General features: G+C 67.6%; 25 protein-coding genes and 2 pseudogenes. 8 read left to right on the top strand and 19 right to left on the bottom strand.

What is annotated here, in order from left to right; genetic code table 11:
- Positions 1 to 95 precede the first annotated feature (95 nt).
- The 3 genes from ACWDS7_RS32645 to ACWDS7_RS32635 form a co-directional block, all read right to left on the bottom strand.
- Complete coding sequence (locus ACWDS7_RS32645) at positions 96 to 392, bottom strand: hypothetical protein (protein WP_451932386.1); 297 nt, start codon at positions 390 to 392, stop codon at positions 96 to 98.
- Between the two features lie 256 nt (positions 393 to 648).
- Positions 649 to 1,527: a hypothetical protein gene (locus tag ACWDS7_RS32640; protein ID WP_451932385.1), complete on the bottom strand. Its 879-nt coding sequence runs from the start codon at positions 1,525 to 1,527 to the stop codon at positions 649 to 651.
- Entirely contained in the window at positions 1,521 to 2,279 is a 759-nt protein-coding gene (locus ACWDS7_RS32635; protein WP_451932384.1) for a MerR family transcriptional regulator, read from the bottom strand. Before ACWDS7_RS32635 ends, ACWDS7_RS32640 begins: the two co-directional genes overlap by 7 nt.
- 268 nt (positions 2,280 to 2,547) lie before the next feature.
- Between ACWDS7_RS32635 and ACWDS7_RS32630 the strand changes: the two genes are divergently transcribed.
- Complete coding sequence (locus ACWDS7_RS32630) at positions 2,548 to 2,817, top strand: hypothetical protein (RefSeq protein ID WP_451932383.1); 270 nt, start codon at positions 2,548 to 2,550, stop codon at positions 2,815 to 2,817.
- Here ACWDS7_RS32630 and ACWDS7_RS32625 read toward each other — a convergent pair.
- Positions 2,814 to 3,044: a hypothetical protein gene (locus tag ACWDS7_RS32625; protein ID WP_451932382.1), complete on the bottom strand. Its 231-nt coding sequence runs from the start codon at positions 3,042 to 3,044 to the stop codon at positions 2,814 to 2,816. The two genes, ACWDS7_RS32630 and ACWDS7_RS32625, sit on opposite strands and share 4 nt — an antisense overlap.
- A 39-nt stretch (positions 3,045 to 3,083) precedes the next feature.
- On the opposite strand from ACWDS7_RS32625, the gene ACWDS7_RS32620 reads away from it, so the two are divergent.
- Positions 3,084 to 3,866 (top strand): GNAT family N-acetyltransferase, encoded by a 783-nt coding sequence (locus tag ACWDS7_RS32620; RefSeq protein ID WP_451932381.1) that lies wholly within the window; start codon positions 3,084 to 3,086, stop codon positions 3,864 to 3,866.
- A gap of 195 nt (positions 3,867 to 4,061) precedes the next feature.
- Here ACWDS7_RS32620 and ACWDS7_RS32615 read toward each other — a convergent pair whose 3' ends face one another.
- The 6 genes from ACWDS7_RS32615 to ACWDS7_RS32590 form a co-directional block, all read right to left on the bottom strand.
- Positions 4,062 to 4,409 carry a hypothetical protein gene (locus tag ACWDS7_RS32615; protein WP_451932380.1) on the bottom strand — a complete coding sequence of 116 codons (348 nt, stop codon included), beginning with the start codon at positions 4,407 to 4,409 and terminating at the stop codon, positions 4,062 to 4,064.
- Positions 4,406 to 5,695, bottom strand: a complete 1,290-nt coding sequence (locus ACWDS7_RS32610) for a recombinase family protein (protein WP_451932379.1) — start codon at positions 5,693 to 5,695, stop codon at positions 4,406 to 4,408. Before ACWDS7_RS32610 ends, ACWDS7_RS32615 begins: the two co-directional genes overlap by 4 nt.
- A 254-nt stretch (positions 5,696 to 5,949) precedes the next feature.
- Positions 5,950 to 6,333, bottom strand: coding sequence for a hypothetical protein (locus ACWDS7_RS32605; RefSeq protein ID WP_451932378.1), 384 nt, complete (start codon positions 6,331 to 6,333; stop codon positions 5,950 to 5,952).
- A 408-nt stretch (positions 6,334 to 6,741) separates the two neighbouring features.
- Positions 6,742 to 7,035 carry a hypothetical protein gene (locus ACWDS7_RS32600; protein ID WP_451932377.1) on the bottom strand — a complete coding sequence of 98 codons (294 nt, stop codon included), beginning with the start codon at positions 7,033 to 7,035 and terminating at the stop codon, positions 6,742 to 6,744.
- Positions 7,032 to 7,580, bottom strand: a complete 549-nt coding sequence (locus tag ACWDS7_RS32595) for a hypothetical protein (protein WP_451932376.1) — start codon at positions 7,578 to 7,580, stop codon at positions 7,032 to 7,034. The genes ACWDS7_RS32600 and ACWDS7_RS32595 overlap by 4 nt, the downstream gene beginning before the upstream one ends.
- Positions 7,577 to 7,783, bottom strand: a complete 207-nt coding sequence (locus ACWDS7_RS32590) for a hypothetical protein (RefSeq protein WP_451932375.1) — start codon at positions 7,781 to 7,783, stop codon at positions 7,577 to 7,579. Before ACWDS7_RS32590 ends, ACWDS7_RS32595 begins: the two co-directional genes overlap by 4 nt.
- Here ACWDS7_RS32590 and ACWDS7_RS32585 point away from each other — a divergent pair.
- Together ACWDS7_RS32585 and ACWDS7_RS32580 are read left to right on the top strand one after the other, a co-directional pair.
- Positions 7,782 to 8,129: a transposase gene (locus ACWDS7_RS32585; protein ID WP_451932387.1), complete on the top strand. Its 348-nt coding sequence runs from the start codon at positions 7,782 to 7,784 to the stop codon at positions 8,127 to 8,129. The genes ACWDS7_RS32590 and ACWDS7_RS32585 overlap by 2 nt on opposite strands.
- A gap of 234 nt (positions 8,130 to 8,363) precedes the next feature.
- Positions 8,364 to 8,876, top strand: a complete 513-nt coding sequence (locus ACWDS7_RS32580; protein WP_451932374.1) for a DUF6461 domain-containing protein — start codon at positions 8,364 to 8,366, stop codon at positions 8,874 to 8,876.
- Positions 8,877 to 8,995: 119 nt separating this feature from the next.
- Here ACWDS7_RS32580 and ACWDS7_RS32575 read toward each other — a convergent pair whose 3' ends face one another.
- Positions 8,996 to 11,650 (bottom strand): AfsR/SARP family transcriptional regulator, encoded by a 2,655-nt coding sequence (locus ACWDS7_RS32575; protein WP_451932373.1) that lies wholly within the window; start codon positions 11,648 to 11,650, stop codon positions 8,996 to 8,998.
- A 157-nt stretch (positions 11,651 to 11,807) separates the two neighbouring features.
- Between ACWDS7_RS32575 and ACWDS7_RS32570 the strand changes: the two genes are divergently transcribed.
- Complete coding sequence (locus ACWDS7_RS32570; RefSeq protein ID WP_451932372.1) at positions 11,808 to 11,978, top strand: hypothetical protein; 171 nt, start codon at positions 11,808 to 11,810, stop codon at positions 11,976 to 11,978.
- Positions 11,979 to 12,749: 771 nt separating this feature from the next.
- On the opposite strand, the gene ACWDS7_RS32565 is transcribed toward ACWDS7_RS32570, so the two are convergent.
- Together ACWDS7_RS32565 and ACWDS7_RS32560 are read right to left on the bottom strand one after the other, a co-directional pair.
- The gene (locus ACWDS7_RS32565; protein WP_451932371.1) at positions 12,750 to 13,541 is read right to left on the bottom strand and encodes a MerR family transcriptional regulator; all 792 of its coding nucleotides are present in this window, start codon (positions 13,539 to 13,541) and stop codon (positions 12,750 to 12,752) included.
- A 22-nt stretch (positions 13,542 to 13,563) separates the two neighbouring features.
- Positions 13,564 to 14,439, bottom strand: a complete 876-nt coding sequence (locus ACWDS7_RS32560) for an alpha/beta fold hydrolase (protein ID WP_451932370.1) — start codon at positions 14,437 to 14,439, stop codon at positions 13,564 to 13,566.
- A gap of 241 nt (positions 14,440 to 14,680) precedes the next feature.
- Between ACWDS7_RS32560 and ACWDS7_RS32555 the strand changes: the two genes are divergently transcribed.
- The 3 genes from ACWDS7_RS32555 (at position 14,681) to ACWDS7_RS32545 (ending at position 15,741) form a co-directional block, all read left to right on the top strand.
- Positions 14,681 to 15,007, top strand: a complete 327-nt coding sequence (locus tag ACWDS7_RS32555; protein WP_451932369.1) for a DUF4158 domain-containing protein — start codon at positions 14,681 to 14,683, stop codon at positions 15,005 to 15,007.
- A gap of 177 nt (positions 15,008 to 15,184) precedes the next feature.
- The gene (locus ACWDS7_RS32550; RefSeq protein WP_451932368.1) at positions 15,185 to 15,499 is read left to right on the top strand and encodes a DUF6247 family protein; all 315 of its coding nucleotides are present in this window, start codon (positions 15,185 to 15,187) and stop codon (positions 15,497 to 15,499) included.
- A complete protein-coding gene (locus ACWDS7_RS32545) occupies positions 15,496 to 15,741 on the top strand; it encodes a hypothetical protein (protein ID WP_451932367.1) in 246 nt (81 codons plus the stop codon). The genes ACWDS7_RS32550 and ACWDS7_RS32545 overlap by 4 nt, the downstream gene beginning before the upstream one ends.
- 176 nt (positions 15,742 to 15,917) lie before the next feature.
- Here the strand turns inward: ACWDS7_RS32545 and ACWDS7_RS32540 are convergent, their stop codons facing one another.
- The 6 genes and pseudogenes from ACWDS7_RS32540 to ACWDS7_RS32515 all read right to left on the bottom strand — a co-directional run.
- Entirely contained in the window at positions 15,918 to 16,673 is a 756-nt protein-coding gene (locus ACWDS7_RS32540) for a hypothetical protein (protein WP_451932366.1), read from the bottom strand.
- Between the two features lie 70 nt (positions 16,674 to 16,743).
- Entirely contained in the window at positions 16,744 to 17,307 is a 564-nt protein-coding gene (locus ACWDS7_RS32535) for a hypothetical protein (RefSeq protein WP_451932365.1), read from the bottom strand.
- 101 nt (positions 17,308 to 17,408) lie between these two features.
- The gene (locus tag ACWDS7_RS32530) at positions 17,409 to 17,714 is read right to left on the bottom strand and encodes a transposase (protein ID WP_306872530.1); all 306 of its coding nucleotides are present in this window, start codon (positions 17,712 to 17,714) and stop codon (positions 17,409 to 17,411) included.
- A 317-nt stretch (positions 17,715 to 18,031) separates the two neighbouring features.
- Positions 18,032 to 18,171, bottom strand: a pseudogene (locus ACWDS7_RS32525) (IS5/IS1182 family transposase); the annotation flags it as partial.
- Positions 18,172 to 18,179: 8 nt separating this feature from the next.
- The gene (locus ACWDS7_RS32520) at positions 18,180 to 18,665 is read right to left on the bottom strand and encodes a hypothetical protein (protein ID WP_451932364.1); all 486 of its coding nucleotides are present in this window, start codon (positions 18,663 to 18,665) and stop codon (positions 18,180 to 18,182) included.
- Between the two features lie 1,323 nt (positions 18,666 to 19,988).
- Positions 19,989 to 20,197, bottom strand: a pseudogene (locus ACWDS7_RS32515) (hypothetical protein); the annotation flags it as partial.

The raw sequence follows: 20,197 nt of genomic DNA, 5'->3' as shown, positions 1-20,197 counted from the left end.
TTGCAACGGCTGGCCACCGCGCAGGACGAACCCGATGACCTCGCCGCTGTGGGGCATCCGTACCGTCAGCGTGCCGGTGGGGTGGAGGTCGAGAGTCAGCCGGCCTGATCACCGGATCGGACCGATCGGCGTTCCCAGGTCAGGGCCGCGACCATACCAATGGCATAGGCGACCAGGTCCCATGGGTCGGGGAACGCGCCGACCAGGACACCGCCGAGATGGCCCGTGCCGAGACCACCCGGGTGCGCGACGAGCTCGGCGTGCGGCTCACCCGGCTGCAGGAGGATCTGGCCGCCGAGTGCGCCGCCCTGCGCGGCACGATCGCCGCGGCCGACCGGGCCCGGAGCGCGGCCGACGCGCAGGCCGAGCAGCTGCGAACCGACCTCGACCAAAGCCCGCGCGCAGGCGCGGCAGTGGGCACCTATCTGGTCCCCATTGCGCTCACCAGCTTGGGCATGAACAGGGTGGGCCGCGACCGAAGGGGAGCACGATGGTGCCGGAGCCGCCACCCGCGCATCGCGATCATGCTGTTAAACTGGGACTTTGCTGGTCTCGGTAACGCCGCAGCCAGCAAGCCCGGGCACGCAGGCGCCACTTCATGCTCCGTCTGCGCCGCCAGGTCCTGCAGATCTAGCGATGTAGCACTAGTCAACCTCGACCCCCGGCAGCTGATTCCATCGGCCCGTCCTCATGCGCGTGCTGCCGGCGGGGCCGCAGCACGGCGAGGGCGGCTGTGGGGTCGTCGGCAAACAAGCGGATCGTGCGGGCCTCGGCGCGGCTGCCGAGGGGCCGGACGGCCGTAACCGGTTCGGTCAGCTCCAGGATCAAGTTAGTCTGGGACGCCACCGCCACGGCCAGCCGATCGCCATCCACCTTGACCGTGCCGCTCTCGTTGAAGTTGCGGACGTGCCGCACTCTGGCGATCCGCTCCCGCGGGACGCGCAGGTCGAAGAACGCGCCGTAGCGGATGCGCACCTCGTCGTCCGAGACGACGTGCGGACGGGTGATGCAGGCCGCGATGACCGCCAGCACGATCAGGACCGTGTAGGCGTCGGCGACCAAGAGCACGGCACGCAGGCCGACAGGCGCGCCGAACGCCCGCAGCAAAACTTCCGCGCCCACCAGCTCCACGACCATCGCGCCCAGGAAGATCATCATCGTGAGAGTCTGCGCGCGGGAGTAAGAAACGGCGGTGGCGCCGTCGGGCACGCCGTGGCGGCGACGGGTGACCCACAGGGCAAGGCTGATCACGCCCTTCAGGTCGAACCCCACGATCCGCCGCACCTGCTCGGGAACCAGCTGCTCATAGGCGGTACGGAACGCCGTCCAACGGCCCGCGCCGCCCCGGCGCGCGGCACGGAACAGCCGGTACGCGGTCACCGCCTCCAGGGCGAGCACCGCAACGACGGCCACCTCGGCCACCGCGACCACGGGGAGCGGCAGCGGCACACCGGACACGAGCAGGACCGCGAGCACCAGCTCCGCGGGGACCATGGCGAACAGCGCGGCACGCGCAACCCTCAACATCCCCCTCGCTCCTTCAGCTGTGTTACGAGCAGCTGGAAGACCTCGGCCTGGGCGGCGGGCAGTTCCCGCAACAGCTCCCCCAGCCACTGGCCGGTGCTGGTGTCGTCGAGACTCGCGATCATCACCGAGACCATCTCGTCGGGAATGTGGGCCGCGAGGTCACGCGCGACCACGGCGACGCGCGGATCACCGGGGTCGGCGTCGGCGAGCTCATCCAGCTGAGCGATGAGGGCATGCCCTCGCGCGTACGCCTCAGGCTCGGTGAGGGGCCGCAACAGATCGGCGAACTCAGCTCGACCCGCCGGGTCACTCACGCTGGCAACCAGGGTCAGCAGCTCGCGGTCGAATTCGGCGAACGTCGAGCTTCCGCTGGGGAGGCCACGCAACACCTCCGCCATGTCGGGCGACACCGTCGAGTCGGGATGCAGGTCCGCCTCCGCCAGCAGAGCCGCCAGCCGGGCCCTTCTGGCGGCGATCGCCGCCTGCTCCCTGGCCAGATCGGCGTCCAGCTCCAGAAGCATCTCCCGCAGTTCCCGGCCCTGGTCGTCGGCCAGGACGTCGCGGACCTCGTCGAGAGACAGGCCCAGTTCGGCCAGTCGCCGCACGCGGGCGAGCGCCACCGCGTCACGCAGCCGGTACTCTCGGTAGCCGTTGGCCAGCCGTTCGGGCTCGGGGAGAAGCCCCAGATGATGGTAGTGGCGTACGGTCCGGGTGGACACCCCGACCAGCGTCGCAAGCTCGCTGATCCTCATGCGGTCATTAGACACGTTGACGCTACGTCAAGGTCAAGCGCCGCGATCTCCCCATCGGCGCGCGTGATCGAGGGCAGGGGCTCGGCGGTCAGATTGATCAGATGCATCCCTGCGATCTGACGATGTCGCACCTATGAAACAGCGCCGCAACAGCGGAGGCCGCCACGAGCCGACCAGAGTCCCCAGGACCCCCATGAGCTGCTATGCCTCTCGTCGTACCTAAAGCGATATGGCGTCCGTCATTCCTGCTGGTCAGACAAAGGGTTGGATGTTCGGCGGTTACTACTGCGACACCATCGGCATCCAAGCCCTCGACGCCCAAGAACGCATCAACCAGCTCGCCAACGCAATGGCCAGGCTCATCGCCAAGCACGACTGGACCGCCCGCGACGGACCTCACGACCTCCACCTCGTCTCTTGGCAGGAATCCTCAGCCAGATATGACCAGGACCCGGACACGTTCGGGAGACGACCCCGGGTCGGCGCGCACCGGGCCGCCACCACGATTGTGAAGCTACTCCGGGCCGCCCGCATCTAGATGTAATGACCACAGAGATTGAGTAGCACCGCCGATCGGCAGCCGCTTGGCCACATCCAGCCGTACCTCTCCAGCTCCTCACGCCGGTTGGTGGCGATGTCGCCGCCCTTGCCGTAGAAGATCACCGAGCCCTCGATCATCGCGTGCACCTCCGAGGCCGAGGCGCGCAGGGGCTGGGAGTGCACAACCATGAACCCTCGCTCGATGCGCCAGTAGATGGCGGTCATCACCCGAGACGGCCATGCGAAGGCGGGTACGGTCCAGGCATGGCCTCCCCACACAAGACGCCCGGCAGCAACGGACGCCTCCCGGCCATCTCCCCTGAACGCCTCACGCGCGGATGGTCGGGCCCGAACGGCACGAAGATTCGGATATTGGCCGACGGTCAGGCCGAACGCTGGCTGGAACTGGTGGAGACGGCCGGTACCGCACACAACGACGCTCTCCTGACGGCGGTGCGCGCTGGGACGCTCGGCTGGCTGCTGCCTCTGGGCCTGGTCGACGGACCGCACGCCATGCGGCGCCGATTCCTCGAGGCGGTAAGCGCACAAACCGAGGAGGCCGCGCTCTACGCAATGGCGGGTCTGTCGGCTCCACTGATCGTCCAGGACCGTGACAGCCGCCCGGTCGGAGCGCTGCATGCGATCAGCCTTCCCCCAGCGATCGTGGCCAACGCCGCTGACCGGGGCATCCCCTTCGAGACCATGATCGACGCCCTGACCACGGTGATGAAGATCCGGGCCATCGCCGTCGACGAACCGGCTCGCGGTCAGGGCATCGGATCAGCGCTGCTGACCCGATGCCTGCACCTGTACTTCCAGCTCGGCTTCTGCGCCGCCTACGGTCAGTTCCGTGCCGGCAGCGGCCTGGAGACCTTCTATGCCCGGCAGGGCTTCGATGTCCTCAATGAGGGCTCCATCTTCAGCCTCCGCGACCGTCTCGGTCTTCCTTTTGGAATCCAGGCCGATCCGGGAGAGCAGATCTTCATCCGCGTGCGCAACGGATACAGCAGCAGGCACGATGACCCGGCACGACGATCACGACTCTGAGCTTCCCCGTTGCCTCTAGGAGGTCACCGGCATCGTATGCCGACCTCGGTGAGCTCCCGGCGGCGAGAGGATGTCCGAAAAGTCATGATCGGGGTGCTCCGAGGTGGTGCAGGAGCAGCATGCAGGTCACGGCATAGATGACGCTGATCCTCGCCGACACGTCAGCCAGGGCCTTGGCGTAGCGCGGCCTGCGCGTCAGCGATGCGGACGTTGCAGGCCTGCGCGATGTCGGCCCAGGAGGTTCCGTCCGCGCAGGGTTTCCACCGCCTGGCGCAAGGCCGTGTCGTAGCGCAGGCGCGCCTCGGCGAGCGTGTCGAATTCGGCGGACTGCGGGTGCACCTGCACGGGCGGGGCCGCGGTGGTGCCGAGTCGCAGCGCCAGCGCCTGTTGCGCGCCGGCCTGGAGCTCACGCAGCGTACGGCCGTGGACGATGACGCCATGTGTGTCGGCTCGTGTGATCCACCGCCGTTCCAGTCGGACGGCCGACAGGACGACGGGACCATCGCCGGCCGCGAGCTCGGCCACGGATTCGTTGTCGGTCACGCGCCTGCCTCCAGGAGCGTGATGACCTCATCGGCCACCGCGGCCGGCAGATCCCCGCGCGGCAGTACGAACTGGCGGCCGGCGGCCTCGTACAGGATGTGAGTGTCGCTCTCCCGAACCGCCCTGAGCTGGATCCTGCGCTGGGTGGCGGCCTCGTTCACGCGATCCCAGCCCGGCGCTTGCCGCTGTTGCATCTGCGCGGTCACCAGCTGAGTCTCATACCACTCATCAAGTGGCACGAGCATCGGGTGGGCCTGCTCGCGCGACCACACCCAGTCGGCGATGGGGTTGATCCGGCTGTGGTTCGTTCTGGCCGCGCACCGGCCGAAAACTTGATAACCGCTGTATTTGGGTTGGGCGAGCATCCTGCGGACCCGCGCCGGGCGCCACAGTACCTGCCCGTCGGCCAGCGGATGCCGGTCAAGGTCGGCGGCCAGCACCCGGGCGATCTCATTGTCTTCCAGCCGGTCGTCTCGGCGGAGCCGGAACACCTCCTGCACGGTGTCGGCGCGGCGGGAGTCGGGGTGCAGCGCGAGGCGCATTTTGGGGCGGCCGCCGCCGAACTTGTTGGCGGCCGGAGGCGCATCCGGGTCCACGACGGCGACATAGCCGTAGCAGGGCGGGCCGTGCCGGTAGCCGTTGGCGGCGTGCTGGCGCTGACCGCGCCTGGACTGCTCCAGCATCTCGTGCCGGAAGATTTCGGCGCGGACCTGCGCGGTGCGGCGCAACTCCAGCTGTCCGCTAGACATTCCGCCGCCGGGCTCGTTGGCGCAATCGATCGGCACACCGCGGGAGGCCAGGTGGTACTCGATTTGAAGGCTGGACAACATGTCGCGGGCGACGCGACCGATGCGTTCGCACACCACCCGATCGATCTCGCCGCGCTCGACCCACTCCAGCAGCTCGCGCAGCCCGCCGTCGCGGGGCACGAGTACACCGAGCCGCGCGTAGTCGTCAGCGGAGCCCTGGCTGCGCTCGTCCAGGCCGAGCATGCCCGACTCCACGTCCCAGAAGTGGCCGGCGAACGCCTCGCCGGGCGCCAGCAGCGCGGAGGCTTCGGCGAGCTGCCCGGCGATCGAGGAGCGGGGATCTTGGTTGTCCTTGGTGGAGCAGCGGCCGAGGAAGGCCGTCCTGGCCGGCCGCGTGCTGGCGGCGGCCTGGTAGCCGGGAAGATCGCTGAGATCGATAGGGGGGGTCGAACATGGGCCCGTCCTTGCGTGGTCGAAGAGACGCCAACGAGAGCCCTCTCCAAAGGAGGGCTCCACCCCCACCTGCGTGGGGAGCATCCCCGCTACCGCGGGGCCGACAGACGGCCGACACAAGTGACCGCCCGTGATTCCGTGCACCACGCCCGGCATGCGGGGTGTGGTCACGAACGGAACGAGCCTTACGGTGCCATGCGCGACCCGCGCACGGCAAGCACCGGAGACCCCGGGGCGACGCTTCGTCGCGGGCTGGCTGAGCCCGGGCAGCGAACCCCGCTCGGACTGGGGGTGCCTGCCCGAGCGGGCAGAGACGGCGACCACCAGACTGGAGGCATTCATCGCCGACGCCATACCCCGTCGGAGTACTCGCCGGCCGCTTCCGCGGCCACCGCCAACGCGAACCGGGTCTTGCCCACGCCCCCAGGGTCGACCGCGGTCACCTGGCCATGTTCCTTGAACATGTCGCTCAGCTTGCCCCGCTCCAGCGCTCGGCCAATGAACGAGGTCAGCGGGGCTGACAGAGCCTGCGCCGGGTGAGAGCGGCCGGCTCGGGTCAGCTCGGTCACGCGGTGTCGGCGCCGCAGTCGCACGTGGCTCGTCTGCGCGAGCGGAATCCGCAGTGCTCGGTGTGGGCGGCGGCCGTCACCACAACAGGTCGACAGCGTCGTGTTCGTGGCGGCGACACCGAATCCGTCGAGGTCATCCACTTCCGCCAGCACGCTGAATACGGCGCTGGAGCAAACGGGTGTGAGGGCGGCAGAGCATGGGCCTGCGCTGTGGTTCGTGCTGTCCGGCCACCGCTCGGATCATGCCTGCTTGGCCTGCCATCGATGAAGGGCGGCTTCCGCCTTGTCCATCATCTCGGCCACGAAGGGGTTGGACAGATGGCCTCCACCTGCGAAATACAGGTCCAGGGGAGACGTTGGTGCCGGCGGGTATGGCTCTGGCTCGGGCCACTGAGGTTCAGCGTCGGATACGTGGCGAACGATGAACTACAGGTCACGAAGGTCTGGGTGATCGCGAGCACGTCGGCTGCGTCGGTGTCAGTCGTCGTGTTCGGCCGCCCGCTGAATCCGGAGGGATGTGGCTTCGTTGCCGGCCGGAGGCGACCTCCGGCGGGTGCTCACTCACTGACGTGCTCGCTTGGTGAGGAGCTGCTCAGCACGGTGCTCGATGTAGCCCGCCATCGAGGGAAAGCCTCTGGCCAGCTCGGCGGTCTGGCAGTCTTGAGCACCGCACGAGCAGACGCCCGGCTCCGCGGTGGGCTGGTGAAGTTCCGCGATGGCCGACAGCCGCTTCCGATAATCGTCTTCCGCCCGGTACCACCGGGCGATCGTCTCCTCCGAGATCGTGGCGGTCGTGATCCTCTCCCGAGGGAGGGCTCGCAGGATGCTGTGCAGGGCGTCCGGGTCGACGGTCATTTCTCGCTCCGCTGGCTGATCTTGATCCGCACGTCGTACTCGACGGGCCCGTCCCAGCCGCCGTACTCCTCAGTGACCACGTGCACCGACACCGGGATCTCCATCGGGGTGGGGGCGTCGTGCTTCCTGCTGTCGAGGCCCACAGTCAGCCCGTGCCCGATGGTCACGTCACCGGCCAGGAGGTCACCGTAGTCGTTCGGCAGGTCGTCCGTGGCGTTCCGGCACTCCGGATCGGCGCAGAACAGGAACGGTAACTCGTCGGGCTCCACCGCCAGCATCCACAGGTGAGTACCGCCGTTGCGATCCCCGCAGGCGACGCGGGCCTGCCGGGTGGCCTCGGCCCGTAGGGTCTCGATGTGGTCGTTGAACTCCCATCCGACCGACTGCTGGTGCCACGGCGGGGTGGGCTGGCCCCCGCACGAGCAGGAGCCGACGTGCAGCGGGGCGCCGTGCTTGGCGGACGCGACCGGATCCTGCTCCAGGAGGAGCTCGTGGCCAGGCTCCTCCAGCAGGTCATCCGGCGCGTAGGCTAAGACGAACATCATCTGCTGGCCTCCATGAGGGTGTAGGTCGCTTCGAGCTCACGCGCCTTGCTCGTGGCCTGGTCGGCACTCTTGCAGGCGGCGCAGAAGGGAAGCCGGCTGTTCGACCGGCGGTAGGTGCGCCAGTACGTGGCAGTGTTCAGGCATCGGCAGGTGGTGGAGCCCTCGGCGAGCTGGGCGGAGAAGCCGACGAGGGTGTCGTACATCTCCGGGCTGACGTGCGGTCGCAGGGCGAGGAAGCCGGCGGGGGAGACCGACAGGCGGCGACCGCGCAGACGGCCCGACGTCGTGCTGGCCGATCGCGGCTACGACCACGACATCTACCGCAGGCAGGTCCGTGCCCTGGGCATTCGTCCGCTGATCGCCAGACGTGGGACCGAGCACGGCTCCGGCCTGGGCAAACACTGCTGGGTCGTGGAGCAGACCTTCGCCTTGCTGCACCACTTCCACCGCCTGCGCATCCGCTGGGAGGTTCGCGCCGACATCCATGAGGCCTTCCTCAAGCTCGGCTGCGCTCTGATCTGCTGGCGCCGCCTTCGCTCATTGCGTTAGCAGCTCTAAAGGCTCATTCTGCGTGACGCCAGCACCCACACCGACACCGCGAAGGCTCCGTAGCTGCCCTGGACTGCGGACATCGCAGGCCAGCACACCCTGCTCGCAACCGGCGGCAAGTCCGCGGGCTAGCACCGGGGTGCGCCGATGTCACCTCTCGAGGCCGCACGCGATTTCCGTCGGGCCCGCATGTCAGGATTCCCCTGATCTAGCCCCAGAAAGAGCAGGATTCCCGTGAGCGTCTACAGCTGGCTTGATGACGATGCGTTCTGCGCAACGCACGTCCGCGACCTCACCCCGCACGAGGCGTTGGCCCGTCTCGGCATCGAGGTATTCGACGGTGACGACGAGGAAGGCGAGATCGATGAGGGTCTCATCTGCGCCCATCCAGCCGAAGGCGGCACCATTCTGAGCGAGTTCAACGGCTTCGCCGGCACGCTGGACGAGGTGCTGCGGCCCTTGTCGGCCGGAACGGTCACGGCAAGCGTCTTCGTCAACGTCAACAGGGTCGCGGACTTCGTCCACTACGCGGACGGCCACAAGGTCCTGTCGTTCGACCCGCTGATCCCCCATCCCGAGGCCGACGCCCAAGCGGACTACCTGGCCGACCGGATCGAACTCGGCCTGGTCCATGGCAACTCAGAGGGCGGGCTTGTCGCGGCGCGGCAGCTGGCCGAGCACATCACCGGGGTACGGCCGAACGCTTCCAGCCGCATCGTGACCGCCCACGGCTTCCTTGAGTACTGACAGTGCTCTGTTCCCTGCCCTCACCAGCGATGAGCTGCGATGCCAGGATGAGAAAAGCTTACTGATCGCATTTTGTTAGGAGTTGTAAGCCTCGAAAGTCCACTGCTGTCAGATGAGGCTCATATCCGGGGCTCATGCGCGGCCAGGCTCTCGGCCGTGAGCGGACGCTGGGCCTCGAGGATGGCGGATATCCGCTGGGCCTCCATCGGCACGTTCTGGATCACGGCCAACTCGTGAGCGCGGCGCAGGCAGGCAGCCGCTTCGGCCGGGCGCCGCAGAGTGGTGAGACTGTCGGCGCGCAGGCACAGTGCCGCTCGTTCCAGCACCCGGTCGCCATAGCGGCGGGCGTCATCGAGGAGCCGTATCGACAGCGTCTCCGCATCGGCGTGGCGACCGGCTCTCACCGAAGCGTGAAGGTCGGACATCGAGATCAGCAAGGACATGCGCGTGTTGCCTGCCGCAAGCTTCATGGCCTTGTCCAGCATCGGGCGTGGGTCGCCCCCATCGAGGGGGGCCAGGCGCGCGAGCAAGGCGGCCTCACTGAGGGTGTCACCCACCCTGGCGGCCATCGACACGGCTTGGATGAGGTGCGCCAGGGCGGCCTCCGCGTCTCCCAGCGCCAGCTCCGCGGCGCTGAGGTTGGCCAGCGTCAGCGCCTTGATGGAGCTCTCGCCCAGCAGCGGCAGTGCTTCCTTGGCCAGGGCGAGGGCCTTTTCGCGCCGATACTGAAACGTCTCGACCGCGCACAGCGAGGCGAGCATCGCCCCCACGCCTTGCATCTCGTAGTGGTCGCGGCACACTCGTAGAGCCAGCTGCGAGGTCTGCTCCCAGTCCACGAACTGTCCGTGGATCTCGAACAGCCGAACGCCGGCCAGCGCGAGGTCCCAGCACATGGCGGCGTATCCGCGTTCGGCGGCATGACGAATGCCGGCGATCAGGGTCTCGCGCTCGGCTGCCATCCACGCCATCGGCTCATCGGGCAGCACCCGACCCTGCGGCCGCCAATGCGGGGCGCCGCTGTCCAGCAGGCGGAACCCGCCCCCGTATTCACGCTCACAGGCGTCTTTGGTGAGCGCCAGCAGGCACGACAGGAAGCGATCACGAACGCTGTCCTGCAGCGGCCCGCTTCCGGCACGCTCGCGGGCCAGTAGCCGGATCAGATCATGAAAGCGATATCGCTCCTGTCCGGCGATGTCGAGGCCCTCAGGTTGGAGCAGCTGGCGTTCGGCCAACCGTTCCAGCAGGTCCCCTCCTGTGCTGACAGGCACCCTCAGCAGGGCGGCGGCCATCCAGGCGGTGAAGGTGGGCGCCGGCACCAGACCAAGCCGCTCGAACAGGACCCGCTCAGCGTCGGGCAGGTCCTGATAGCCGGCCTCCAGGCTGGCGCGCACGTCCAGTTCACCCACGCGCAGCTCATCCAGCCGCCGTTCCTCGGTGAGTCTCGCGGCCAAAATCTCCGGGGTCCAGCCGGGCCGGGTCACCAGCCGGGCGCCGGCCACGCGAAGGGCGAGCGGCAGCCTGGCGCACAGCTCGACCAGCGGGGCCGCATGGCCCGGCTCGATGCGGGCGATCCGGCTCACCAGCAGCGCGGCCTCGGCGGGAGGCAGCACATCAAGCCGGACCAGCAACGCCCCGCCGTCGGCGACCAGCTTCTCGAATCTGCTACGCCCGGTGACCACCGTCACGCAGCCTGATGCTCCTGGGAGTAGCGGCTCCACGTGCACGGACCCGGGCGCGTTGTCGACGATGATGAGCATCCGCCGCTCCGCCAGGAGCCGGCGGTACAGCGCGATGCGGGCGGTGTGGTCTTCAGGGATGAGGATGACGCCGAGCGCGGCCAGAAAGCGGGGCAATACGTCGGCTGCGGGGTGCCGGCCGAGGTCGGCATAGAGTTGCCCGTCGGGGAAATGGTCGCTGGAACGATGGGCCCAGTGCAGTGCGAGTCCGGATTTGCCGACGCCGCCGACTCCGCTGATGACGGCCACGTTCGCCGGGCCGTGCAGGAGCTGATCCAGCACGGCCAGTTCCTTGGTACGGCCGGTGAAGGCGTGCACGTCGGGCGGCAGCAGGTGGGGGGCCGGATCGTGGCGGAGCAGTTCCTCATGGAGGCGGCGCAGCGGGCCGCTCGGCTCGACGCCGAGTTCCTCCACCAGCGTGGCGCGGGTCTGCCCGAACAGCCGGAGTGCTTCAGCGGGGCGACCGGCCGCGGCCAGGGCACGCAACCACAGCTCGATGAACGATTCACGCAGCGGTTGTTCGGCCACCGCGGTGGCCATGTCACTGGCGCATTCGGCGAAGCGCCCCAACAGCATCAGAGCCTTCGCACGTGCCTCGATCGCCCCCAGCCGTGCCTCCTGCAGTGCGGCGGCCTCGACTTTGATCTCCTCCAGATCGCGCAGCCCGCTGTACGGCGTGCCTCGCCACAGGGCCAATGCCTGATCCAGCAAGGGCAAGGCGCGCTCGGCCGGTTCGGCGGCGGCGCGCTGGATCAATCGCGTGAACTGGAGCGCGTCCAGCTCGTCATCGGCAACGATCAGCGTGTAGCCGTCGCCGCGGCGCATCAGTCTGTCTCCGACCGTGGCGCGTAACCGATGCAGCTGCCAGCGGAACGTGCTCGGCGACGGCGCCGCGGATGGCCATGCCGCCTGCGCCAAGGCGTCGCCGGACACCGGCCGGTTGGCGTGGCACACCAGCGCCGCCAGTAAGGACAGCTGCTTGCCGGCCGGAATTGTCGCGCCGTCGACCGTTACCGCCCCGAGCACCCCGAAATCCACTCAGCCGATTATGAGGTTCCCCGAGCCGGCAATCCATATCCCATCTTGAAGACAGCTCTTGCTTGAGCCAGTCGCCTGGAAAGGCGTACACGGCCGGTTCCAAGGAGGCCGGGGCGAGGTAACGCGCTCCGGCTACCCGACAAAATCGGAGTTCGCCGTGCTGCGCTACTACGCGCTGAACGGCACCGATCGCCGCAGTCATGACGAGCAGAACGCGGCGATCGGTGCCTACGTGCGCTGGTGCAACGCCCGAACGGAGCCCAAGACGGACTTCCCCGCCGGCTCACCGATCAGAAGCTGGATCAGTTACCCGCCCGAGGTTGAGTGACGGGGCCACTGGATCGGCGGCAAGTGATGAGACATCACCACCATGGCGTGCACTTCGATGCGTAGTTTCCGGTCTTTCCGCACGCACGGAAGACGAGGTTGTCGTTGTTGTAATCGACGTAGTGGGCCTTCGAGCGCCAGGTGCTGGTCGCGACGAATGGCCCACACTGGATCCATCCATCTCCGCCGGTGCTTGAGACGTCCATCCACACCTTGTCGGAGCCGCGGACGGGACCCCCGAGCTCGGCCCATCCAGCCGTCTTGCCATTGAGGTCTCCAGTGCGAAGCGTCACGTATACGCCGCCGCCAGGGGGCTCGAGCGCCGCAATCCCCCTCTGGGTGCCTATGACGTTGGGGTTCGGCCAAGGCCAGCTCTGGCAGTTGATCGGGTCGGCTGACGCCGGAGCGGCCGACGTCACTACTGACGAAGCCCCCACAACCGTAGCTGCGAGTACCGCTAGCCAACGTGGACGAGTCTTCACATGATCCTCCGCAACTCTGCGAGCGCATTTCCGCTACAGGGTGTAACTCCCGGATTCCTGACGTATGCACCGTAGGCTCGGCCTGTTGGCTCTTCGTTGGGCTCCGGTTGGGCCAATGTCTTAGGACGCGGGACGATCTTGATCGTGGCGCGGATCTGATGGATGCGTTGTGGGCTCAGTTGCGCGCGTTTCTGCCCGCCCGCTCGACCGCGGCGAGGTTTCCGCCTTCGGCCAGTCGCTGGTGCGCTCGCCCGGCCGATACGGCGAAGTCCGGCGTTTGCGTACTGGCGCTACTGGGGAGTCGCACCCGGTGTGGGGGCCACGCGCTCGAGCTTGGTCCAGCCCGTCCAGCCTCGCTGCTTCAGCAGTTCGATCAGCCGACGCGCCGGCGGCACAGTGGCGAACGCCAGCGTGTCCATCAGCTGGACGAGCGGTAGCTCGATATCGGTGTCGTCGACATAGTCCTCTCCCCGCTCGTCGGCCATCTGCGTGATGTAGGCGGCCAGCTTGTCTGCCAGCTCGACCAGCCGCGGGTCGTCGTCGGCTCGGTCGAGAGCCTGGCTCAGGGTGAGGTAGAAGTCGACGAGCTGCGGGTCGTCGATCTGCTCCCGCTTGCGTGCCATCCATTCCGGGACCCGCTCGGGTGAGTGCGCGGCCAGTGGGATCCAGCCGTCGCGCTCGGCCTGGACGATCCGCTCGTCGACCCCGAGCGCCCGCAGCCGGTCGAGGTACTGGACCACCTCCGGGGGCAGCACCAGGTGTTCCCCGGCGGCGAGGCGGGCGATCCGCTCGCGATGCCGCTGCCGCTCGCGGATCTCCGCCCGCAGCCTCCTGTCGATGTCTGCGATCGCCGCGGCGAACTCCTCCTCGCCGGCCCGCAGCAGATCTCGCACCCGCGCCAGCGGGACCCCGGCCTCGGCGAGGGTCCGGACTTTGATCAGCTCGACCACGGCGCCGGCGTCGTATCTGCGGTAGCCCGAATGGTCCCGCTCAGGCTCCGGCAGCAACCCCTTGGCGTGGTAGTGCCGCACCGCGCGGACCGTCACTCCGGCGTACGACGCCAGCTCGCCGATGGTCAGCATCAGAGCAGTCTCCAGGAGCCGCTCAAGAGGTCGCCTCTGTATCGCGGATGATCCGGGCGACTTCCGGGGCATGGGTGAAGACCATCTGGTGGTCGGCGTCGAGCCAGGTGGTGGTGATGTGCTGGTGCTCGCGGACAAGCCGCTCAACGCCTGCACGCCAGTTCTGGTTGAACCGCGGCGCGTGTCCTTCGCCGCTGTCGCCGGCCATCGAGGTCGACATGATCATGGTGATGGGCCGATCGATCTTCCTGTACCGGTCGAGGATCCCGGACCGGATCACATCGATCTCGAGGTTCAGGCCGAGAATCTCCTGGGCGGTGAGCAGCACCTGACGCGCGGTGCCCCGCTTGGCCTCCTGCTGCGTCGCCATGTCCTCCCACATGGCGCGGAACTCCGGCAGTACGGCCTCGGTGATGAACGGTTCGGGGACCGGGTTCGCCCCGTCGATGAGAACAAGCCCGGCGACGGTGTCAGGATGCTCGGAGGCATAGTGCACGGCCAGGTCAGCGCCCAGCGAGTAGCCCACCAGCACAGGCGCCGCGGGCAGGTCGCGGTTTCCCAGCTCTGCCATCACCGCGTCGAGATCGCCGAGGAACGCCTCGAAGGAGTACCGGTCGGCGGCCGAGGCGAGGCCATGGCCCCGCAGGTCGAAGGTCACCACGTTGTGGTCGCGTCTCAGCAGTTCGGTCAGCTCGCGCAGGTCGGCCTGGGTCGAGTTCAGGCCAGGGCACAGGACCAGCGGTCGTCCCTGGCCCTCATGAGACACCGGGATCGTGACGCCGTCGTGGTGGATGGTGAAGTGCCGCATCGTCCTGTCGCCCCTCTCCGTCTGCTCTCCATCATTGTTGTGCTCGTCGTACAGGCCGGCGACCTCGATCGCACTGGTTTCCGTGGTCATGCCGCCATGCTGGAAGCTTGACCCTGCGTCAGGGTCAAGCGGCGCGGCGATATGACGTCCATACACCTGCAGTCGCCGATTTCTGGGCCACGACTGCGAGAGGCGCCGGCGGGGGTGTTGTAAACCGCTCAGTAACGGACAAGATCGGATCGTGGGTCGTCAACACGAGTTCATGAACGGTGTGTAACGGCCTGATCGCTTACTGCTTGTCTTGTGGTGGTTCACTTCTACGGTTCCAGTCATGCCGGTGGAGTTCCTCAGTGATCAAGAAGCGGCGGCATACGGCTGCTACGGCGATACGGTGCCGCAGGCGGACCTTGAGCGGTTCTTCTTCCTGGACGACCGTGACCGCGCACTGGTGGCCGAGCAGCGCGGGGAGCACAACCGTCTCGGATATGGCGTCCAGCTCGCCATCGTGCGCTATATCGGCAGGTTCCTGGCCGATCCCCTGGACGACGTGCCGACCGAGGCCGTCGACTTCCTGGCCGCACAGCTCGGGGAGGCGGGCCATTACGGCAGTCCCCGCCGCGATGAGTTCGGCTACAGCCCCTGCCGGGTGGGGCGGTAGCGCCTCGGTGGAGAGGCGAGGCCCGTTGGCCGCACGCCAGGGCCTCACGGGGTTGGACGCCAGCGCGAGGCGAGGGGTTCACACCGAAACCGGCCGACACGGGGCAGGCTGATGGATTCGCCTGGCGCCGGTTACCCTGAAGCCCTAACTACCGTGGACAGAGGAAGGGGCCAGGCCGTGAGTGCTCAGCCTGTCGAGTCACACACGATCGAACACGACCCCGATGAAATCCTTGCCCAGCTGCCCCAGCGTTACCACGGTCGTTTCCTGGCCGAGTATCGAGAAGCGATGGTCGCCGCAGCGCACGAGACCTGGCGGTGGAAGCACCTGGCCGAGACGTTGACCCGGTGGCATCTGCGGTCGATCACCTACAGTGCGCCCGGCTACGAGCAGGCCCGCGCCGATGTGGCCGCAGGTGTGCCCGGCGTGCCCGCCGACCGTGTCATTCCCGGCTGGTCGCAGCTTGTCGCCGGCGCGGGCCGCGAGGCGTGAACTACCAGGTCAACTTCCACGCCGCCGCCAGCGCCCAGGTTCCGGGCCTTCCCGCCGAGGCGTTCGGTGCCCTGGTCGAGGAGCTGCTCGTCATCGGCGCCGACCCGCACCACCGCGGCATGCCCGACCCTGAGGACGCCCGCTATCGCGAGGTGGTGTTCGGCGGGGTCGGCCTGCTGGCCTATCTGGTCGACGACGTGTCCAAGACCGTGCACGTCTACGCGATCACGTGGGCGGGCTGAACTTCGCGTAAAACGTGCTGGGAGGCCAGCCCTGTTCCATCTGATCACATTCTGAGCACTCTGCCCCGCCACGGCCAGGCGGGGCGGAACGATCAGGCGGTGGTGGACTGGGCGAAGTTGATTGAAGCGGAGCTACGGCAGATGTAGCGGGCTCTCGTGGGCGGCCAGCAGCTCGTTCATCTTGTCGAGGAGGTCTTGCCTGGGCTGGCGGGCAAGGTCGGCTGGCTGCTCCATCTCAAAAGAGTGCTTACCCGGGTGGCCGTCGGGACGCTTCGGGGCGCATCGCGATGCCCTTGCCGTCCACGCTGATCGCCAGCACCGTGGACGCCGTGCACGGCAGCACGGCTCGCGCGGCGTAGAAGGCGTCGACATCGGCCGCGGCCTGGGCGACCAACTGCTCGATCTGCCGTTTGCCGATCACCTGACCGCAGCGCGCGCTGATCGCCGCCAGGGGCGGTATCGAACGAGCCGCGCACCGTCTCGATGACCGCGAGTTTGGCCAGCCCGGCCGAGTGCCGCACCGCCGGCAGCGACAACACCGCGTCCGCCGGATACACGTTGCGCACCCCCGGGGCCCGCCACGCGCACCGGGTGACCGTCACCGTCCCGGTCACCGTGGCGAGCAGGCGGTGGTGCCCGAGCTCCACCCGCCGCCGCGGCACCCCGTCCGCGCCGATCACCCCCGCGGCGCCACCGTCTGGGTGGCGGGCGTGGCGTACCTGCTCCCGCTCGCGCAGCGCGCGCAGGTCAAGGTGGGCCTGCAGCAGCAGGCGCTGCAGCTCCCGGCCCTGCTCGGTGATGGTCTCCTCCAGCCGGTTATGGGGCAGCGTCCCGGTCTGCGCGTCGGTGAGGTGTCCGATGAGCCAGTTGAATGTGTTCTTCGCCTTCGCAAAGACGTCAGCGGTGGCCTCGGTGTCGTACGGTGCCCGCACAGGGCTCTTCCTTCGTCGGGGTCGGTTGGGTGGCACCTTCGAACCTGACGGCGGGAGAGCCCCGCCACAATCACCCGACTGGTGACGACGCGATTGCGTCCCGTGACGCCGCGCCATCCTGCCCGGCCATCTCGCGGGCCACCGGATCGGTCACCGTGAACAGTCCCGGCCCTTGTTCCTTCGCCCAGCCGCGTTCCACCAGCCGCTTCAGCTTGGAGCGCAGCCCTTCCCGCTTGGCGGCCTCATCCGGCATTCCCATCGCCACCGCGATCTGCCCGGCCCGTATCGCCCGCCCGGCATCGGCCATGATCTCCGCCGCGTCCCGGTACGCGCGCGGCAGCACCGCCGCCTTCATGCCGGGTCGCCAGTGCGGCACCGTCACCACACCCAGCACCGGCGGCTGTGCCGGCGGGCCGGTGCCGGCCGCGTCGGCGGCCTTTGCCTGTCCATTGGGCTCATCGAGCAGCTGGGCCGCTTCGCCCACGATTTCCTCGACGGTCTCCCGTGTGATCGTCAGCCGTGACAAGCGGTCCTGCTCGTCCCGCATCTGTGAGGTGAGCGCGGCGATCTGCTCGCGGATCTCCTCGATCCGCCGGCGGGCCGCGGCTTCGCGCCGTACCAGTTCCTCGAGCAACGAGCTCATCGTCACTACCGCCTCACGGGTCTGCACTCACAGTAAAAGGCAGTTAGTTCCCGGATCAAACAGTCATGTCTACAAAAGCCCAGCTCAGGCACTCACTGAGGGAGAGTCGCACCCCTCTCCTTACGCAGCCGCTCCAGCTCCAGTTGCTCGGGCGTCTTACGCGCCCGCGCGGAGCTCGCCGGACCGGCGGCGGTCAACTCGCCGTTGTCGCGCTGGCGACGCCACAGGTCGATGCTCGTGCTGTAGAGACCTTCGCGCTGCAGGACCCTGCCCTTCTCACCGTCCGGCGCGGCCTCGTACTCCGCGACGATCCGCAGCTTGTACTCGGCCGAGAAGTACCGCCGTCTGGGCCGGTCACCCCGAGGGCCGTCACCGCGTTGAAGGTCGTGGCTGGTCATGGTCACTGTGCTCGATACCCGTTCTCGCCCTGCTCATATCAGTTAAGGAACTTAGTCCCTGTTTGTCTCACTTGAGCTTGGCACAGAGGGAACCTTCACGAGGCGAGCTGATCACCCTTCACATGTCCGGCAGAGCAGAAAAAAGTTGATCGGGGCATGCTGTCGATTGCTTCCCCATTCAGGAAGGCCCTGCGCCCTTACGGCGGACAAAGCGGTGACGACGCGAGCTGGATCTAAGCGCCAACAAGAACGGGCAGGACTCCCTCGAGACTGGAGGCCTGCCCGTTCCTATACATCCTCGCGGCCTGAGCTATGTGGTGGTTCTGAAGGACGGCGATGGCCTTGCCCAGGCGACCGGCCTTGTTGGGGCAGCAGCGGAGTTTGCGCAGGATGCGCCAGCTTTGAGCTGGGCGTTCGCGCGTTCGCCAGGGCCGCGGAGCTTGGCCTGGGGGCGGTCGTCCGGGGTCACGAGCCCGTCCAGGCCCCACAGGTGCCGACGTAACCCGTCGGACCCTTGTTGCAGGCTCGAAAGTGCAGGTCGGAGTACAGGCCGACCGGAAGATCGTCCGTGGTGACCCCGATCGTGGCGTCGCCGGGCTCATAGCTTACGAAGGTGGTCGCGGAGTGGTTGGTCCACGTACCTCCGGAGTACCTGTACCCCTTGAACTGGAGCGCGCCGCCGTAGTCGCCGTAGTAGCAGTCGTTGTTATAACCGGTCAGCTGCCCACTCAGATACACCTTGTAGGCCTTCCGGCCGTTGTAGGTGTTGATATAGGTATAGGTGTAATCGAACGACGCCTGCACGCACCCGTTGCCGCTCCTGACCGTGAAGTACGTCAGAGCGGAGCGGTTGGCGGACGCTGAGGCGGGGGCGGCGAGCGCGCCAGCGAGGGTCAGCGCGGCGGCCAGCGAGGCGACGCTGCGGGCGAGGCGAGTGCGGCGGATTTGCATGCGAGACTCCTACGTGGATAGCGAGGTCCGAACGAGGTGTCGCTTCTTGGAGCAAAGCAAGTCTAGATCGCCGGGATCTATGCCGTATGTCACGAGTCCATCACCATCCAGCGCATCACACGCGCTCTCGTGCTGATCGTGGCCGCCTACGAGCGTTCACCACCAGGGCGATGGGGATCTACTGACGCGCGCCAGGATCGACGCAGCTGAGGAAGCACCACTGGCTGGGGACCGGCTCGATCATGGTCCACAACTGGCCCACAACCTGCGAGCGTCAACGAGAACGGGCGGGACTCCGTGAGACTGGAGGCCCGCCCGTATCTACAATGTTCACCCTGGTCAGCAGCCAAAACTGCTGGTCAAGATCGTGTGCCCCCTGCAAGATTCGAACTTGCGCTCCCGGCTCCGGAGAGGGTTGCACCTTTCACAGGATAAGCCTCCCAACCTGGGCATACGTCGATTACCCTCCCCCGAGAGATGTACTTGGCCCACGACTGGCCCACGATCAGCGCTGAGGTACGGCCTGCCTGGGAGATTCGGCCTGGATGACGGGTTCGGGGTTCGGGCCTGGGCAGGCTGAGCCGACGGCTTTACAGAGCCCTGGCTATCGAGCGATTACACGCGTCACCATCTGAAATGCTATGGAGGTGACTGCCCGAGCACCCGCGGCGACGCGTATACGACGCAGGCCCCTTCGCCAAGTTGCAACACTGACCCTTTTTCATCCTCGTGCGGCCTGTGCGGCGCGGTGATTTTGGAGGACGGCGATGGCCTTGCACAGGTGGCCGGCCTTGCTGGGGCTGCTGCGTAGCTTTCGCAGGATGCGCCAGCTCTTGAGCTGGGCGTTCGCACAGCCTCTCCCCGGGGGACACGGTAGAGGGCTGCGCCTGGCACCGGGCCGATCATGCGCGGGCGGGGATGGGTGTGCACCTCCGCGTAGCACGAACCTCATCCGCGTGGGGGAAGCAGCGCTCCCGGTCCGGGGTGTGAAGGCGATGGCGCGATCCTGGCTGATTCGGCGGATTGGCCGCAGCCGTCTCACCGGCGGCGCCGGTTCGCGCGGGGCATGCGCCCGCCGCGGCCGCGACACCGATTCAGAGCACCGGCGAGCTCAGGCGCAGGCGGCCCAGCTAGCCCCAGGCCCGCCAGCGGCTGTGCCGGGAGCGGGCATGCCCCTCTTGTATGAGTTCCATTCGGCGTGGCCTCCTCGGAGAGGATGGGATGCCACTCTGGCGACCTCGCGTAATTCACGGTCGTGTATTCCGCTGAAGGGGGGCGGAAGATGTCACGGTATGTAGTTGGTCGCCGATGGATCGTGCGGGGCTATGCGGTGCCGGGACGGCGCATGCTTCCTTGCGGTGTGAAGGTGAACGTGTCCTTGAACGGTCCCCTTCCACAGCGGACGGCCAAGAGAATGGGCTCGTTGTGGGCCGGCGACCAACTCGACCGGGTTCCCGGGTCGGTTCCGTTCCAGAGATGGAAGCAGATCATCAGGTCCGTCACCCGCTCGGTCGTGTAGGCGAGTGTTTTGC

It is taken from the genome of Streptosporangium sp. NPDC003464, assembly GCF_053588315.1.
The sequence above is the reverse complement of the archived record's forward strand: the minus strand, read 5'-3'. Positions and strand labels throughout refer to the sequence as shown.